The sequence below is a fragment of the Flavobacterium plurextorum genome, from assembly GCF_002217395.1.
GTDB classification, from domain to species: Bacteria; Bacteroidota; Bacteroidia; order Flavobacteriales; family Flavobacteriaceae; genus Flavobacterium; species Flavobacterium plurextorum.
This window is the reverse complement of sequence record NZ_MUHD01000002.1, coordinates 143,432-160,373: the sequence shown is the minus strand read 5'-3', so window position 1 is coordinate 160,373 and position 16,942 is coordinate 143,432. Positions and strand designations below refer to the sequence as shown.

General features: G+C 32.9%; 18 protein-coding genes. 8 read left to right on the top strand and 10 right to left on the bottom strand.

Annotated elements, in window-relative coordinates:
- Positions 1 to 37 precede the first annotated feature (37 nt).
- The 5 genes from B0A81_RS01125 to B0A81_RS01105 all read left to right on the top strand — a co-directional run bounded on the left by B0A81_RS01125 (position 38) and on the right by B0A81_RS01105 (position 3,616).
- Positions 38 to 1,201: a sigma-54-dependent transcriptional regulator gene (locus tag B0A81_RS01125; protein ID WP_089056288.1), complete on the top strand. Its 1,164-nt coding sequence runs from the start codon at positions 38 to 40 to the stop codon at positions 1,199 to 1,201.
- A 100-nt stretch (positions 1,202 to 1,301) separates the two neighbouring features.
- Positions 1,302 to 1,967, top strand: a complete 666-nt coding sequence (locus tag B0A81_RS01120; RefSeq protein WP_089056287.1) for a DEAD/DEAH box helicase — start codon at positions 1,302 to 1,304, stop codon at positions 1,965 to 1,967.
- 30 nt (positions 1,968 to 1,997) lie between these two features.
- Positions 1,998 to 2,216: a putative signal transducing protein gene (locus B0A81_RS01115; protein WP_089056286.1), complete on the top strand. Its 219-nt coding sequence runs from the start codon at positions 1,998 to 2,000 to the stop codon at positions 2,214 to 2,216.
- Positions 2,217 to 2,278: 62 nt separating this feature from the next.
- Positions 2,279 to 3,082 (top strand): Cof-type HAD-IIB family hydrolase, encoded by an 804-nt coding sequence (locus B0A81_RS01110; protein WP_089056285.1) that lies wholly within the window; start codon positions 2,279 to 2,281, stop codon positions 3,080 to 3,082.
- 6 nt (positions 3,083 to 3,088) lie between these two features.
- Positions 3,089 to 3,616 carry a GNAT family N-acetyltransferase gene (locus B0A81_RS01105; RefSeq protein WP_089056284.1) on the top strand — a complete coding sequence of 176 codons (528 nt, stop codon included), beginning with the start codon at positions 3,089 to 3,091 and terminating at the stop codon, positions 3,614 to 3,616.
- A 106-nt stretch (positions 3,617 to 3,722) separates the two neighbouring features.
- On the opposite strand, the gene B0A81_RS01100 is transcribed toward B0A81_RS01105, so the two are convergent.
- A complete protein-coding gene (locus tag B0A81_RS01100; RefSeq protein WP_089053087.1) occupies positions 3,723 to 4,241 on the bottom strand; it encodes a hypothetical protein in 519 nt (172 codons plus the stop codon).
- Between the two features lie 490 nt (positions 4,242 to 4,731).
- On the opposite strand from B0A81_RS01100, the gene mtaB reads away from it, so the two are divergent.
- A complete protein-coding gene (gene mtaB, locus B0A81_RS01095) occupies positions 4,732 to 6,066 on the top strand; it encodes a tRNA (N(6)-L-threonylcarbamoyladenosine(37)-C(2))-methylthiotransferase MtaB (RefSeq protein ID WP_089056283.1) in 1,335 nt (444 codons plus the stop codon).
- A 212-nt stretch (positions 6,067 to 6,278) separates the two neighbouring features.
- Here mtaB and B0A81_RS01090 read toward each other — a convergent pair whose 3' ends face one another.
- The 8 genes from B0A81_RS01090 to B0A81_RS01055 form a co-directional block, all read right to left on the bottom strand.
- Positions 6,279 to 6,788 (bottom strand): hypothetical protein, encoded by a 510-nt coding sequence (locus tag B0A81_RS01090; RefSeq protein WP_089056282.1) that lies wholly within the window; start codon positions 6,786 to 6,788, stop codon positions 6,279 to 6,281.
- A gap of 98 nt (positions 6,789 to 6,886) precedes the next feature.
- Positions 6,887 to 7,603, bottom strand: a complete 717-nt coding sequence (locus B0A81_RS01085; protein ID WP_089056281.1) for a 3-ketoacyl-ACP reductase — start codon at positions 7,601 to 7,603, stop codon at positions 6,887 to 6,889.
- 113 nt (positions 7,604 to 7,716) lie between these two features.
- Entirely contained in the window at positions 7,717 to 8,304 is a 588-nt protein-coding gene (locus B0A81_RS01080) for an LURP-one-related/scramblase family protein (RefSeq protein ID WP_089056280.1), read from the bottom strand.
- A gap of 58 nt (positions 8,305 to 8,362) precedes the next feature.
- Positions 8,363 to 10,486 (bottom strand): vWA domain-containing protein, encoded by a 2,124-nt coding sequence (locus B0A81_RS01075; RefSeq protein WP_089056279.1) that lies wholly within the window; start codon positions 10,484 to 10,486, stop codon positions 8,363 to 8,365.
- 71 nt (positions 10,487 to 10,557) lie between these two features.
- Positions 10,558 to 11,526, bottom strand: a complete 969-nt coding sequence (locus B0A81_RS01070) for a hypothetical protein (RefSeq protein ID WP_089056278.1) — start codon at positions 11,524 to 11,526, stop codon at positions 10,558 to 10,560.
- A 2-nt stretch (positions 11,527 to 11,528) separates the two neighbouring features.
- The gene (locus tag B0A81_RS01065; RefSeq protein WP_089056277.1) at positions 11,529 to 12,029 is read right to left on the bottom strand and encodes an RNA polymerase sigma factor; all 501 of its coding nucleotides are present in this window, start codon (positions 12,027 to 12,029) and stop codon (positions 11,529 to 11,531) included.
- A gap of 193 nt (positions 12,030 to 12,222) precedes the next feature.
- Positions 12,223 to 13,059 carry a DUF6929 family protein gene (locus B0A81_RS01060; protein ID WP_089056276.1) on the bottom strand — a complete coding sequence of 279 codons (837 nt, stop codon included), beginning with the start codon at positions 13,057 to 13,059 and terminating at the stop codon, positions 12,223 to 12,225.
- Between the two features lie 11 nt (positions 13,060 to 13,070).
- Positions 13,071 to 13,664, bottom strand: a complete 594-nt coding sequence (locus B0A81_RS01055) for a hypothetical protein (RefSeq protein ID WP_089056275.1) — start codon at positions 13,662 to 13,664, stop codon at positions 13,071 to 13,073.
- Between the two features lie 143 nt (positions 13,665 to 13,807).
- Between B0A81_RS01055 and B0A81_RS01050 the strand changes: the two genes are divergently transcribed.
- Positions 13,808 to 14,686, top strand: a complete 879-nt coding sequence (locus B0A81_RS01050) for a PPK2 family polyphosphate kinase (RefSeq protein WP_089056274.1) — start codon at positions 13,808 to 13,810, stop codon at positions 14,684 to 14,686.
- A 133-nt stretch (positions 14,687 to 14,819) separates the two neighbouring features.
- On the opposite strand, the gene B0A81_RS01045 is transcribed toward B0A81_RS01050, so the two are convergent.
- Complete coding sequence (locus B0A81_RS01045) at positions 14,820 to 15,335, bottom strand: hypothetical protein (RefSeq protein WP_089056273.1); 516 nt, start codon at positions 15,333 to 15,335, stop codon at positions 14,820 to 14,822.
- A 190-nt stretch (positions 15,336 to 15,525) separates the two neighbouring features.
- Here B0A81_RS01045 and B0A81_RS01040 point away from each other — a divergent pair, with 190 nt between their 5' ends.
- Positions 15,526 to 16,911, top strand: a complete 1,386-nt coding sequence (locus B0A81_RS01040) for an MATE family efflux transporter (protein ID WP_089056272.1) — start codon at positions 15,526 to 15,528, stop codon at positions 16,909 to 16,911.
- Positions 16,912 to 16,942: the final 31 nt, after the last annotated feature.

The window sequence follows — 16,942 nt, the reverse complement described above, 5'->3', positions numbered from 1 at the left end:
CTCTATACCTTTGCAACTTTGAACCTTAGAAGAAAAAATGAGTAAAATACTAATTATCGAAGACGAAGCAGCAATCAGAAGAGTTTTGGTAAAAATATTATCAGAAGAAAATGATTCGTATCAAGTTGATGAAGCTGAAGATGGAGTTGCAGGTCTTGAAAAAATAAAAAACAACGATTACGATTTGGTTCTGTGTGATATTAAAATGCCAAAAATGGATGGTGTTGAGGTTTTAGAAGAAGCAAAAAAAATAAAACCAGAAATTCCGATGGTTATGATCTCAGGTCATGGCGATATGGAAACGGCGATTCATACAATGCGTTTAGGAGCTTTTGATTACATTTCAAAACCGCCAGATTTAAATCGTTTGCTAAATACAGTTCGTAATGCTTTAGATAAAAAACAATTAGTTGTCGAGAATAAAATTCTAAAGAAAAAAGTCAGTAAGAATTATGAAATGATAGGCGAGAGCGAATCAATTAATCATATTAAAGTGATGATTGATAAAGTAGCTCCAACAGAAGCCAGAGTTTTAATTACTGGTCCAAACGGAACAGGTAAAGAATTAGTCGCACATCAATTGCATGAAAAAAGTGAGCGCTCTAATTACCCTTTAATCGAAGTTAACTGTGCTGCAATTCCGAGCGAATTGATCGAAAGTGAATTGTTCGGGCACGTAAAAGGTGCTTTTACATCGGCGGTTAAAGATCGTGCTGGAAAGTTTGAAGCTGCTGATAAAGGAACTATTTTCTTAGATGAAATTGGTGATATGAGTCTTTCGGCGCAAGCCAAAGTTTTGCGCGCACTTCAGGAAAATATGATTACTAGAGTCGGGGCAGAAAAGGATATTAAAGTTGATGTTCGTGTGGTTGCTGCAACCAATAAAGATTTGAAAACAGAAATTGCCGAAGGTCGTTTCCGTGAAGATTTATACCATCGTTTGGCAGTTATATTAATAAAAGTACCGCCATTAAATGAAAGACGTGACGATATACCAGCTTTGATAACACATTTTGCAGAAAAAATTGCTTCAGAGCAGGGAAATTCTGTAAAAGGATTTTCGGCGCAAGCCATAAAATTATTGCAAGAATACGATTGGACAGGAAATATTCGTGAGCTTCGAAATGTAGTCGAAAGATTGATTATTTTAGGAGGAAACGAAATTTCTGAAAATGATGTTAAAATGTTTGCAAGCAAATAGGTGCTTCGCGAAATAGGCTATAAGCTTTACGCTTTTGGCTGTTAAAATTATAAATAATTTTTGCTTACGGCGTATAGCTTAAAGCTTAAAGCATAAAAAAATGAAACTAAAAAAAATAAACGAGAAATTACAGGACGCCCTAATTGAGAATGGTTTAACAGAAGCAAATGCTTTACAGCAGGAAACTTTTTCGACTATAAAAAGTGGTGCGGATTGTTTAATTGTTTCTCCGGAAGGAAGTGGTAAAACAACTACGATTGTATTGAATGTTATTCAGCAATTGGCAGGAAAAACCGAAGAATCGCCTCGTGCTTTGATTATTGTTGAAGATAAAGAAAAGGTTCTTGCAATGGAAGAGCTTTTTGAAAAGTATGGAAAATATACTAATCTTGAGGTTTACGGTGTACACGATAAAGGTGACATGGATTACGATAAAAATTATATTTCTACGGGAATTGATGTTTTAATTGGAACACCAAATAAATTAAGCGACATGTTTTCGACGGCAGGTTACAATGTAAACCGTTTAAAAATGTTTATTCTTGACGATGCAGATCCTATTTTGAAATTGCGTCATGAAACTAAAATAATGCGTATTTCAAACAGCATTGCAAAAACACAGCGTATAGTTTTTGCTGAAACTTTGACAGAACGTATCGAGATTCTGACAGATAAAATGCTGTTAGAGCCTTATTTTTTCGATATGGATGAAGAAGGTGAAGAAGAATTGGATGAGGACGAAGAAGATATTGAAGAGGAAGAATAGTCAGAAATTAGAATTAAAAAATAAAGTGTTATGGGATTAATGAAGGTGTATTCAGGAAGTGAAGTTTTAGCAATTGCTTTACAAGGAAAATTAGAAGAAGCGGGTGTAGAAACAGTTAAAAAAGATAATATTCAATCGTCTCGTTTAGGAGGTTTCCCTCGTACAGATCTTGCTGTTGAGATTTTTATTCAAGAAACAGATTTTGCAAAAGCGAATCCAGTTATCGAAGATTTCAGAATGAGTATTTAAAAGAAGTCTTCAGTCACAATGGAAATAGAAAACGGAGACTGAGCGCTGAAAACAAAAAAAGCATGCAATACAAAATGTTAGTTCTCGACATGGATGATACCTTGTTGACAGATGATCATAAAATATCAGATTTAAATAAAAAGGTACTTTTACAAGCTCAGGCAAAAGGTGTTTATGTCGTTTTGGCTTCTGGAAGACCAACTTCTGCAATGACTTCTTATGCTAAGGAATTAGAACTAGATTTGAATGATTCCTATATAATTTCGTTTAATGGTGCTATTATAAGTCAGGCAAAAGATGATCAAGTTTTATTTGAGCAGAAATTGACTGTTGAACAAATTCACGATTTGTATGATTACAGTGTGAAAACGAAAACGCATATCATAACCTATTTGGATGATGAAATTATAAGCGAAACAGATTCTGAATATATCGAAGTTGAAAAGGAAATTACAAGAATGACGCATCGCAAAGTGGCAAACTTTAAAGATTACATTGATCGACCAGCTGTAAAATGTATTTTACTTGAAAATCCGGTCTATCTAAAAACCGTGGAAAATGATTTAATTGAAGCAATGCCGCATTTGAGTGTTTCGATGTCTAAACCGTTTTTCTTGGAAGCAGCACAGCAGGGAATTGATAAAGCTGCTAGTTTAAAACTTTTGGCCGAAAAGCTGAATATTCATCAAAGTGAAATTATTGCGGTTGGAAATGCAGGAAATGATTTAACAATGATTGAATATGCTGGTTTAGGTGTTTGGGTCGATAATGTTACGCCTGAATTGCGTGATAGAGCAAACGTAATTGTGGCTTCAAATAATAATGATGGTGTTGCCGAAGTAGTACAAAAATATATTCTAAATTAATTTTTTATGAAAAAACCAATCGAAACTGAGCGTTTGCTATTGCGTGAGGTAATTATTTCAGACGTTGATGGAATGTTCGAATTAGACTCTAATCCGAATGTTCATATTTACATCGGAAATAAACCTGTTACTGCCATTGAACAAAGTGCGGCATACATCGAAAATCTTCAGCAGCAATATAAAGATTTTGGAACTGGACGCTGGGCAGTAATTCTAAAAGAAACAAATGAGTTTTTAGGTTGGTCTGGAATTAAATTTATTACCGATGAAATCAACAACCATAAAAATTTCTATGAGATTGGTTATCGCTTTATAGAGAAACATTGGGGAAAAGGATATGCAACTGAAGCTGGAAAAGCTTTTATAGATTATGCTTTTAATGATTTAAAAGCAGATGCAGTTTATGCCTATGCAGATGCTGGAAATGAGAATTCAAGAAAAACACTCGAAAAATTAGGTTTACGATATGTAAATTCTTTTGAGCATGAAGAAGAATTAGAAGTTTGGTACGAATTAAAGAATCCAAACGTATAATATTGTTCTAAGAATTGTGTCCCAAATCTTTGTAAACTCATCTCGTTTAAGATTTGCAAAGATTTGGAAAACAGCTCGAAGTTTTTATAAATACCTGAAAAGTATTTTATTTTTTAGCTACAGAAACAAAATACTTATTTCCGTCTCCCATTGTCAATTTAACACGCTCGTCGCATAAGTCAATCGCAAAGTTTGCACTTTCGTAGCAGCTGCAAGTTGTGTTTTTGTCTTTAGACATTTCAGTTTTACAGTTGTTATTTTTAAAAGTAGCCAATTGAGGTGTGTATAAACTTACCAAATCAGTTGAAGCTGTTACTAATGAAATAATACTTGCTGAGTTATTGTTTGTAATTCTGTAAACAATTCTGTCTGTATAGTTTACTTCGTTTACCGTAACTTTACGAATATAAGTATAAGCTGTAGATCCTTCGCCTGGTTCTTTTACTTCAAATTTAAATCCAACTGCACGAATAGCAATATCAAATTGAGATTGAGAATTTAAGCTCGCCCAAGTTGTTAAGGTACTGATAGACGGAAATGGATTTGCAGCAGGAGTATTAGTTTGCGCTTGCGAACTAAAGATGGTTAAGAACATTAAGCAGATTGTGGGTAAAAATGCTTTCATAATGGAATTTGTAATTTTTAATTTTTGCCTACTCTTTCTGGTTTTCGGCGTTCCCATGCTTTTTGTAACAAAACAACAACATAACGATTGAATTTCAAAATTGTTATGTTCGAATTGTTATAATATTAGTAATAACGGTCATTTATTTTAGAATCCGAATTAAATCTTGCTAAAGACTTAAACAAAGTTAAATGTAAGAAAATTTTAAGCCAATACTTGAAAAAAACGCACTTTATCGATGTAATTTGCATTTAATCGATGTTTTTGTCATTTTATTCTTATTGAATCGTGATTTTGTTTTTTTAGAATTAATTATGCCTGCGATTTGCGATATGGTTAATTAAGACGATTTTAAATAGACGTTTAATGCAAAATATTGATATATAGTGTATTATTGATTTCATTTTAAAGAATATTGTACGTAAATTTGCAAACTCTTTAAAAGAGACATAAATATAATATCTTACTGCTTAAAACGTAGTGTGTTCCCATGGAAAATAGAAAAAAAGTTGCTTTTTATACGCTTGGATGTAAACTGAATTTTTCAGAAACATCTACAATTGCCAGAAATTTTAATGACGAAGGATTCGACCGTGTCGATTTTGAAGAAGTTGCAGACATTTATGTAATCAATACTTGTTCAGTAACAGATAATGCCGATAAGCAGTTTAAGCAGGTAGTAAAGAAAGCAATGAAACTTAATGACAAGGCATTTGTTGCAGCCGTGGGATGTTATGCGCAGTTAAAACCTGAAGAATTAGCAAATGTTGACGGAGTTGATTTGGTTCTTGGCGCTACAGAAAAGTTTAAGATTACAGATTATATTCATGACTTAAGCAAAAATGACATGGGTGAAGTTCATTCATGCGAGATTGCTGAAGCTGATTTTTATGTTGGAAGTTATTCAATAGGAGATCGTACTCGAGCTTTCTTGAAAGTTCAAGACGGTTGCGATTATAAATGTACCTATTGTACAATTCCTTTGGCAAGAGGAATTTCTAGAAGTGATGCTTTAGAAAACGTTTTGCAGAACGCTAAAGAAATTTCAGCTCAAAATATTAAAGAAATTGTTTTAACCGGTGTTAATATTGGAGATTACGGAAAAGGAGAGTTTGGAAATAAAAAACACGAACATACTTTTCTAGAATTAGTTCAAGCTTTAGATAAAGTTGAAGGTATTGAACGTTTAAGAATTTCATCTATCGAGCCAAACTTGTTGAAAAATGAAACGATAGAATTTGTTTCAAAAAGCCGCACTTTTGTACCGCATTTCCATATTCCGTTGCAATCAGGAAGCAATGATATCTTGAAATTAATGAAACGTCGTTATTTGCGTGAAGTGTATACAGAACGAGTGAATAAAATTCGTGAAGTGATGCCTCATGCTTGTATAGGAGTTGACGTAATTGTTGGTTTTCCTGGAGAAACAGATGAACATTTCTTAGAAACGTATCATTTCTTAAACGAAATGGATATTTCGTATTTACACGTCTTCACCTATTCTGAAAGAGATAATACAGAAGCTATAGATATGCCTGGAGTTGTTCCTGCAAATGTAAGAGCAAAAAGAAGTAAAATGCTTCGCGGTTTATCTGTAAAAAAACGTCGTGCATTTTATGAAACCCAATTAGGAACAAACAGAACAGTTCTTTTTGAAGGAGAAAATAAAGAAGGTTATATTCATGGTTTTACAGAGAATTACGTAAAAGTAAAAACACCATGGAATCCTGAATTAATAAATACGCTGCAGGAAATTAATTTAACTAAAATTGATGAAGACGGAAGTGTTCGTTTGGAGTTTGTAAATAAATTAGCGGAAGCTTAAATTTTTAAAGTAATCCAAAGTTACCATATAGTTTGTCATTTCGACCAAAGGGAGAAATCACACTAGTGAGTCGACAAAGATTATAAATTTTTAATGAGAAATGACGAGTGTGATTTGCTTCGCTTATTCGCTATCGCTAGGGTTTCCTTCTTCAAAATGATAAAAAACAACAAAGCCCTTTTTTATAAAGGGCTTTGTTGTTTTAAAACATCTTACTTCTGATTTTCAGGAATCACCAATTTCAAAGAATTGATATAATCGGTGTCAAATTCAATAACTCGGATTTTTTCCGGATTAAAACTTAATTCTCCGCCAAATTGACCTTTTGTATCCAAGAAATCAATTAGAAGTTCTTCATCATTTAAAGAAATTAATTTTCCTAAATAAGCTGATTTTGCTGATTTTTTAGAAATCTGAAAAATACCATGTTTATTGTTTATGAAATTTAAAATCGAATTCAAATCCCGAATCGGAATAATATCTTCGGCATTTGTTTTTAAGCCTTTTAGACGAATTACTTTTTCTGTAAAAGCCAAATCCTGATCTCTGTGAACAGCTTCGATATTTTTGTTTTTTAAAATAACAAAACCATCCAAGATATAATCAACAGGATTGTTTCGAAGCAGAATCCAGTCATCAGAATAATCAATAAGAAAACCTGTGAAAATTTCTTTTTTATCCTGAAATTCTATTGCTATTAATTGTCTTAAGTATTGTTCCATTTGATTTTGTGTTAAGGCTGTTAAGAGCTTTGTCAAAGTTTTAAACTATGACAAAGCTTATCAGAGATTTTTTGAAGGTCCCAATAACAATTCGAATTTTAAGGATTCGTTGACCAAATACTGCTGCTTTTTATAAATACTCTTCGGTTTAATTTTAACTGTGCAACAACTAATTCGGCAATATCTTCAGATTGCATAACCTTTTCAGGATTTCCATCTGTTAAGTTTAAATCTTTTGCCATATCTGTTGCAACAGTACTTGGAGTCAAAGCAGTAACACGTATGTTGTGTTTTCTCATTTCATGCATAAGAGAATCAGTTAAGCCTAAAACTGCAAATTTAGAAGCGCTGTATGCACTCGTTAGAGCATTACCATTTAAACCAGCAGTTGACGAGATATTAATAATATCGCCAGTTTGTCTTTCTATCATATTTGGGATTACGGCGCGTGTTGCGTAATAAGTTCCCATTAAATTTACCTGTATAATTTTTTCAAAAGCCGAAGGTTCTAAATCTAGGAATTTTCCAAAAGAAGCAATTCCCGCGCTGTTGATTAAAATATCAATATGTTTAAACTCAGCTAAAGCTTTTTCAACGGCAGTATTTATAGAATTAATATCAGAAACATCTGCAGAAAGAGCTAAAGATTTAACACCTAAATTAGTGGTTTCATCTGCCAATTGATCAACATCGGCTTGAGTTCTTGAAACCAGAATTACGTTTACACCTTCTTTTGCCAAAGCAATTGCAATTGCTTTTCCAATTCCTTTTCCAGCTCCTGTAATAAGAGCATTTTTATTTTTTAAGCTTGTCATGATTTATTGTTTAGAAATGCTGAAAGCATCATTTTAAGTATTACAAAAATAAAGCTTTTGCAAACTAAAATGATGCTTTCAAGTATTTTCTTAATCTAAGTTTAACAACTTTGTTATTCTTTCAAAACCATGTCAATACACATTACGGCAGCAAGAATTAATTGTCTAAGTGAACTGTCTGCTGCGACATTGTCTTCGATTTGAAGCACGTAATTGTCAGCACTTGTAAAAAACTCTTTACCTAAACCAGCCCATTTTTTACTTACTTGAGCAAGTTGTTTGTTTTCGTGTGAAAATTTAAAGTCCCAACCTGTCCATTTTCCTTGTAAAGTAGCAACTGGTTTTTCATTTTTATCCATGATTTCAAATTTCCCGCCAATAGAAAAGAACTTTTGTTTGAAGGTTCCTACCAATCTATCTTTCTCATCAAATATTTCAACTGTTGAGCGAAAAACTGCAATACCTCGTTTTACCGAAATTAATTTTTCTCCAGAAGCGGTTGTAATTTCAACATTAAAAGGAGTCATTCTTTTATAATCTGTGAAACGCATCATTTTTGTGAAAAAACCAAGATTGTTCTCACGGCAATTCATAGTTATTTGATTCGTTTCAGGATTGTAAATATCATAATTGTTAGCAGCTTTAAACATTCCGACATGTTCTTTTACTAAAAATAGATTTTGGCTTAAAATTGGGTTCATACGTTTTTTAAAAAAATTAGTGTTTAGATTTTAGAACCCAAATGTAATAAAATATTTATTAATTATACTGCTTTGAAGTCTCTACAAGACGGATAAATTCAGCTTTATAACCATCGTCGTCATTTGAAATTCCTTGTTTGGCTAATTTCACGATTTCTTCAGATGATTTGTCAGCAATCAATTTAGAATCTCTTAATTTTAATCCGAACCAAGCCACGGCTGAGCTGAATTTTAAATCATCACTCGCTTTATCTAAAGCAACCGATTTATTGTTAATTATCTGAACCATTTCGATGCTTTTATCTCCGTCTGGTTTTTTGTAACGGAATTTTATTGTCGCCAGTTCACTGCTGTAATTAGCAGAATTGGTTTCCGTTTTAGTGTATTTTAAATCATCTGGCTGAACATTTAAATAATCGCTTTTTACGCCGGCTGGAATAATTTCATACAAAGCTGTAACCGTATGATTGCTTCCTAATTCTCCTGCATCAATAGCGTCATTTTTAAAATCCTCTGGACGAAGTTTTCTGTTTTCATAACCAATCAAACGATACGCCTGAACTTGTTTCGGATTAAATTCGATCTGAATTTTTACATCTTTGGCAATGGCAAACATCGAACCTTTAAATTCTTTTCCTAAAAAACGATTGGCTTCCTGAATATTATCAATGTAAGCATAATTTCCGTTTCCCTTATCGGCTAAGATTTCCATTTTGCTGTCTTTGTAATTTCCCATTCCATAACCCAGACAAGTTAAAAAAACACCAGTTTTTCTTTTTTCTTCGATTAATTTTTCCATATCAGAATTAGAAGAGCTTCCCACATTAAAATCTCCGTCAGTTGCTAGAATCACGCGATTATTGCCATTTTTAATAAAATTCTCAGATGCAATTTTATAAGCAAGTTCAATTCCTTCTCCGCCGGCAGTACTTCCTCCAGCTTCTAATTTATCCAGCGCTTCAATTATTGTTTTTTTCTCATCTCCCGTAGTTGGTTTCAAAACCACTCCGGCTGCTCCTGCATAAACTACAATTGCCACTTTGTCTTTTGCACGTAATTCATTTACCAATATTTTTAAAGATTGTTTTAGTAAAGGCAGTTTATTCATGTCGCTCATCGATCCTGAAACATCAATTAAGAAAACAAGATTTGAAGCTGGTAAATCATTGGTTGGAATATTTTTTCCTTGCAAACCAATTTTCAAAATTTTGTTTTTTGAATTCCAAGGCGACTCACTTACTTCAGTGTTAATAGAAAACGGGTGCTGATCTTTTGGCTGTGGATAATTGTATTTAAAGAAGTTTACCATTTCCTCAACACGTACAGCATCTTTTGGAACTTCTTGTCCGTTGTTCAAAAAACGTCTAATGTTAGTGTAAGAAGCATTGTCAACATCAATAGAAAATGTAGAAAGCGGTGCTGTTTTTGGGCTTTCAAAAGCATTTTCTACAAAAGTATCATAATCTTCCTGAGTTGGTTGAGCTGGAATTGGTCTAATAATGTTTAATTTTTTGTCTAATTCTTTTTCCGAAAGATTTTTGTAAAGTTCATTTTTAGTTACAATTACAACAGCGCCATTTGCAGCTTTACTGCCATAAAGAGAGGCGGCTGATTCGTCTTTTAGAACTTTTACGTCATCAATGTCATTCGGATTAATTTTTGCCATTTGATCTGCTTTTACAGGAACACCATCAACAATGTACATGGGTTCATTTTTAGGCGAAATTGATCCAACTCCTCGTATAGCAACACTCGGAGCCGCGAGATATTGGTTATTTGATGAAACTGCAACGCCTGCCGCTGTACCTCGAATCATCATTACGGATCCTGTTGTCATTTTCTTTTTTGTAGAAGCATAAGCAGTTGTAACAACCTCTTGCAGTTGGTTAGCGCTTTCTTTCAATGTAACATTAATTACATTTGAATTTTTTACAACTACATTTTCAGTACTCATACCAATATAACTAAAAACGAGAACGTCTCCTTTTTCAGCTTTAATAGTATATTTTCCGTCAAAATTGGTGACAGCAGATGTTTTTGATTCTTTAATAAAGACATTAGCGCCGGGAAGCGGAGTAGAATTTACATCTGTAACTGTTCCTGTAATAGCTCTTTGCTGTGCCATGGTTACGAAACATATAAGCATAGCAATGCCTGATGAAATAAGTTTTAAACTTTTCATGATAGTAAGTTTTAAGAATTAATGTTCGGATTTAGCTTTGTCAAAGCTGCAGACTTTGACAAAGCTTGGAATTATTTTTTCGGAGTAGGTTTTCCTGTTTTTGTAGTAATTATGACAACTCCTTTTTTACCTTTTTCGCCGTATTTTTCTGTAGCTTCAAGGTCTTGTAAAATGGTTATTGTTTTAATATCCTGTTTGTCTAAAGGCGCATATGGACTTGTTGGGTTATTGCCAAATAAATCATTTTCTGAATAGTAAATCCCATCGATGATGTACAAAGGCTCATCAAGAATTACAAGTGAATCTACGTTTTCTGGATTTAGATTCGGAAGCTCATTCTGCAGCATTTTGTCTTTTTTGGCATCATCGCTGTGAGCTACTGCACTCCCGTTTAAAATTACTAAAGGCGTACTTTTTTTAACGCTTTGAAATTGTTTTGCACCATAAGCAACTTTAGTCGATTCTTTGGCTTTTGAATATCTAGCGGCTGAGACAGTTTCTTCTTTAGAAAATGCAGCATTGTCTTGTTCTTCAGCATAATTTTGCTGAACTGGAGCAACAAGTGCAGGAGCTGAAGCAAGAGGTTCTGTATAAACTTTTTTGTCTGCTAAAGGTTCTATTGCTTGAATATTTGGAGCTGCTTCTTCATGAATGGCGACAGCTTTTTGTCCTTTATTTTGTTTTTCTAAAATTTCAGCAGCTTCTTCATTTGAAACAAGCCCAGAACCAGAAGAAGGAATTGTGTTTTCTTGATTTAAAACAGGTTCTTTAGATTTTTCTTTTTCTTGAATCACTACTTCTTGTGTTTCAGTTGCTGATTTTTTATCCGAAAGAAAAAATTGAGAACCTAAAGAAATCAATAAAAGAAGAGAAGCGGCAACAGCAATTTTTTTCCACAATGCGATTGTTTTTTTATCTTCTTTTTTGTCCAATTTTTCTTCAACGCGCGACCAGACTTTTTCCATTCCAGGAAAGTCTTTAAACTCGGCATTTTGCGAAGCTTGTTTTATTTTATCGAATAATTTATCTTGATTGTCCATGACTATTTTGCTTTTTGATAATAGAGTTTATTAACCAGTTCTTTTAATTTGGTCTTTGCGGCATTCAATTGTGATTTTGAGGTGCCCTCGGAGATCTTTAGCATTTCGGCTATTTCTTTGTGCGCAAAACCTTCAATAACAAAAAGGTTAAATACTGTTTTACAGCCGTCTGGAATATGGTTTAATAAATTAAGTAAATCTTCCTCTTCTAATGTTGTTAATTCCTCTGTTGAAGGCTGCGAAATCAGCTTAACATCATCCAGATACATATTGAAGTTAGTTTCTTTTCTAATAGTCGCCAAGCAATGATTTACCGTTATTCTTCTAGCCCAAGCTTCAAAAGCATATGCTTCTTTCAATTGATCCAGTTTGGTGAAAATGGTAAAGAATGAATCTGCCAAAGCTTCTTCGATTTCTTCTTCCTTTTTTAAATATCGTTTGCAAAGGCGGTACAGCTTTGGCGCCATGTATTCGTACACCTGACGCTGGGCATCACGATGCATTTTTTTACAGTTTGCTATTTGAGTCTCGTTTATCACAATTGTTGTCTTTCTTATATAGAGAGAGAAAAAGATAAAAAGGTTGGGACAGGGGTGAAAAAAAATATTTTTTTTAGGTTCAAAGTTACAAAGCTACAAAGGTTTTATCGTAGAGGCGCACCGCAGTGCGTCTCTACGATATTCTATGCGTAAAAATTTATTTAACAGGCAATGTCAATTTATAAATCTTAGTTTCTAAAACTTCTGTATCATTATCTTCGCAAAGCAAGAACTCAATTTTGTTGTTTTCTTTTTTGTAAAAAGTTAAACCTTCGAATTTATTGGTTGAAGTAATTTTTTGAGTAAAATCTATTTTCATGGTTTTCTGATCGATTCGGCCAATGAAACTTCCTAAGATTTCACCGTCATCGTAAGTTGATTTAGTATTTTCGACTGTAGAAAGAAAATAGATTTTGTCTTCAACTAAAATGGCATCAGTAAAGCTGGAACGAATACCTTTTATTTTTGGAAGTTTATAATTCACAGAAATTAAGGCAAATTCTTCACCAAGACTTTTGGCGTGAATCGTAAAAATGGTGTTTTTGTTTGAAACGCCATTTCCGCGATTAAACAAATACCAGTTTTCACCGTCGAAAATAGAACCTTCCAGATTGAAATCTTCAGGTTTTATTTCTCCAAAATTTTGCATTAAACCATATAAGTCGACCAAATTATTCTTTTGTAAAACAGTTTTAGATTTAAGGTCGAACTCAATCATTTTGTTTCTATTTTCGGTTGAACCAGAACCAAAAATATACAAAGTATCATTATGATTTGTCAGCGACTCAAAATCAGGTTTTAAGTTTTTTGGAATATTCTGTGTCGGATTGTCAATTAAAGCGTGTTGATTTAATTGCTGATTCTGCATATTGTATTCGTATAAGAATCCGCTGTTGTCGCCAATTACATAAAGTGCATCATTATTGTAAAATAATCCTGATGCCGAACCGATTCCTATGATTTGAAATAATATTTCTAATGTGAATTTTTCCATGAATGTTTCTGTTAGAGAAGAGTAATTTGATTTTTATATTCCTCTATTTCTGATTGTTTTAATTTTAATATTTTGCAAAGTTCTGTAAACTTCATTTTTCCTTTTAAATAATATGAAACTAGTTCATCCTCAACTTTTCCTAAATCATATTGATTGTACAATTCAAAGTAGTATGTTTTTCTTTCTCCAGAATTTAGCGTAAGAGTTATTCGATTTTCTATTCCGCTTGATAACGAAGAGTCAAAGCCATTTTTCGTTGGTTTACCGTAGTAATCATTATTAGAAATTTCAACTAATTTGATTTCTTCAATTTGAAATTTCTCGTCATCTATAATTATAGCATCTTCAAAAAACTCTAAAAAGCCGCTAAACGTACCATTTAAGGCTTTAGGTTTTATTAAACCAATTGATTTTAGTACTAATATAATAAAAGAGAATAAAAGGGCGGATTTTAAAAATGCGTCTTCAGATAATCCTTTGGCTAGAGAAAATAAATTATTCTTAATAAAATAAATTAAGTACAACAATAATAGTAATGAAAAAAATATTGAAGCGCTGCTCCAATGAAACTTTTTTGATTTTTTATAAATATTGAATCGCTGCATTTTTTCTTATCTAAAAGCTTGTTTTAAGAACAACTGTTTAACCTTGAGAGCAATTTATTAAAAAGTATTGCAATGAATAGCAGTTCCGATAGTTATCGGAATTCGTAAAAGTAGTATATTTATGATACAAAAAACTAAAAAACATGAAATCAATAGACCCGAAAGATTTTAAAGTTACAGATAAAATCAAACTAAGTAAACTTCCTACTTTGTTAAATATTGATGCTGATGACGATGAAAAGGAAGAGAAATTGGATAAGGTTCAAGCTAAATTGAGTGATTTGCAGGACGTAATGTATGCTCATAATAAATATGCGGTTTTAATTTGCCTTCAAGGAATGGATACTTCAGGAAAAGATAGTTTGATTCGGGAAGTTTTTAAAGAATTTAATCCGCGTGGAGTAGTAGTTCATAGTTTTAAAACACCAAATTCAAGCGAGCTGGAACACGATTATTTATGGCGTCATTATATTGTTTTACCCGAGAAAGGAAAGTTCGCCATTTTTAATAGAACACATTATGAGAATGTTTTAGTAACTCGTGTGCATCCCGAATATATCTTGTCAGAGAATTTACCAGACATTAAATCTATCGATGATATTACGCCTAAGTTTTGGGAAAATAGAATTGAGCAGATTAATAATTTCGAGAAACATATTGCTCAAAACGGAACTATTATAATGAAGTTCTTTTTGCATTTAAGCAAAGACGAACAAAAAAAACGTTTGTTGCGCCGTTTAGAAGAGGAGAAACATCATTGGAAATTTTCACCAGGTGATTTGAAGGAACGCGAGCATTGGGCAGAATATCAGGAATACTACGAAGAAGCAATTAATCAAACCTCTACAGATTATGCGCCGTGGTATGTAGTTCCTGCCGACGATAAGGAAATGGCACGTTATATTGTGGCAAAAATTATTTGGGAAGAAATGCAAAAACACACTGATATTAAAGAACCAGAATTGGACGATAAAATAAAAGCTAATTTTGAAATGTATAAAAAAGCATTAGAAAAGGATTAATTTGATAATGTGTCAATTTGATGATTAGATAATTTTTTTTAGAAATAAGAAATTATAAAAAACAAAACCCGACAGACTATGAAAACTGTCGGGCTTGTTACCAAAAACAAAATAATAAATTAAACCTTTCTTTTTATAATTTAAAACCATAAGCTAAACGTAACGCCACTTGGTTGGTATTGAATTTGTTATAGTCTTCGTAACGAACACTAATATCAATGTACTTATTGGCGTATCCAATTCCCGGCGCCCACAAAAAAGTAGTGTCGTTATAGCCATTTGTTACGGCAAAACCTGCACCTACTTCACCTAGAACGTAAAATTGGTCTTCCCAGATGAAAGCTTTAAAACCAGCTTTAGCAGGTATAAATCCAAGATCTTTTACTTCAACTCCATTTTGATCTTTCATAAACAAGTTTGTAAAACCTGTAGTTAAAGTCAACGATGTTTTTTTAGATAAATCGTATTGTAAACGAACATCTCCACCAAGCGACCATCTGTAATCATTGTCAGTTGGTATTCCGCCATTCACACCAAATCCTAATCTAAAACCTTGATCGTAATTTTTTGTTTCACTGTCTTGAGCGAAAGTGGTATTGGCGTATAAAAAAGCGAAAGTCGCCAGGCATAACATTTGTAATTTTCTCATGACAATTTTTTTTGAATTTCTAATACTGTAAAAGTAGAATCAAGACCTTTGGAGCTCGTTATATAATTTTTAAAAATCGTTACATAATATTGCGTTTAGCCAAAATTCACCTTAAAATTGGCTTATCTTTTTATTAATAGAATAGAATTCGAAGCTTCTGATTATCTTTGCACACTAAAAAAGAATAGAAGTGAATTTAAAGCAGTACACCAAAGAGTTTTCATACAATTTAAAATTAGCATATCCCATAATTTTAGGAATGGTCGGACATACCTTAATTGGTATTGTCGATAATATAATGGTGGGAAAACTTGGAAGTACTGAACTGGCAGCAGTTTCTCTGGGCAACAGTATGATTTTTATTGCAATGTCTTTAGGAATTGGTTTTTCTACCGCTATTACTCCAATTGTTGCCGAAGGTGATGCCGAAAAAAATGATACTAAAATTAGATCCGCTTTTCATCATGGATTATTTTTATGTACCATTCTAGGATTAGTTCTTTTTACGGTAATTATGTTTGCGAAGCCTATCATGGAATTATTGCAGCAGCCAGAAGAAGTAATTGTTTTAGCAAAACCGTATTTGGGCTGGGTGGCTTTTTCGTTGATTCCGCTAATTATGTATCAAGGATACAAACAATTTGCTGACGGATTATCATTGACAAAATACTCTATGTATGCAATGATTATGGCAAATGTACTGCACGTAGGAATCAATTATGTGTTGATTTACGGAATATGGATTTTTCCAAAAATGGGAATTATTGGTGCCGCTTTAGGAACTGTAATTTCTAGGATTTTCTTAGTTATGTTTATGCATATCATGCTTTCTAGAAGAAATGATTTAAAGCGTTTTTTCAAGAACTTCAGCTTTCAGGAAATTAAAAAAGCTACCATCAAAAAAATTATAAGTATTGGATTTCCATCAGCAATGCAAATGCTTTTTGAAGTTGTATTGTTTACAGCGTCAATATGGCTTTGCGGAAATATTGGTAAAACGAGCCAAGCGGCCAATCAAATTGCTTTAAGTCTTGCTTCGATGACATTTATGTTTGCCATGGGATTAAGTGTAACTTCGATGATTAGAGTTAGTAATCAGAGAGGATTACAAGATTATAAAAAACTAATTGTTGTGGCACGTTCAATTTTTTTGCTTGCCATTATAATAGAAACATTTTTTGCAATATTGTTTGTTGTTTTTCACAATCATCTGCCTTACATCTTTTTAAATATGGAAAACAGCGGGCAGCTTATGGATAATACAGAAGTAATCAGCATTGCATCAAAATTACTTTTAATTGCAGCAGTTTTTCAAATTTCTGATGGAATTCAGGTAGTTGTTCTTGGTGCTTTACGTGGTTTACAAGATGTAAAAATCCCAATGTATATAACATTTGTAGCTTATTGGATAATTGGTTTTCCAATTTCATATTATTTAGGCGAACATACAGAATGGAAAGCTCAAGGTGTTTGGATTGGACTTTTGGCAGGATTAACTGCAGCGGCAATTTTTCTATTCATGCGCTTTCATTATTTAACTAGGAAATTAAATACTAATTCAGTTTCAAATACTTAAATTTGAGCAGAAAATAAGAATCTGGCACGGA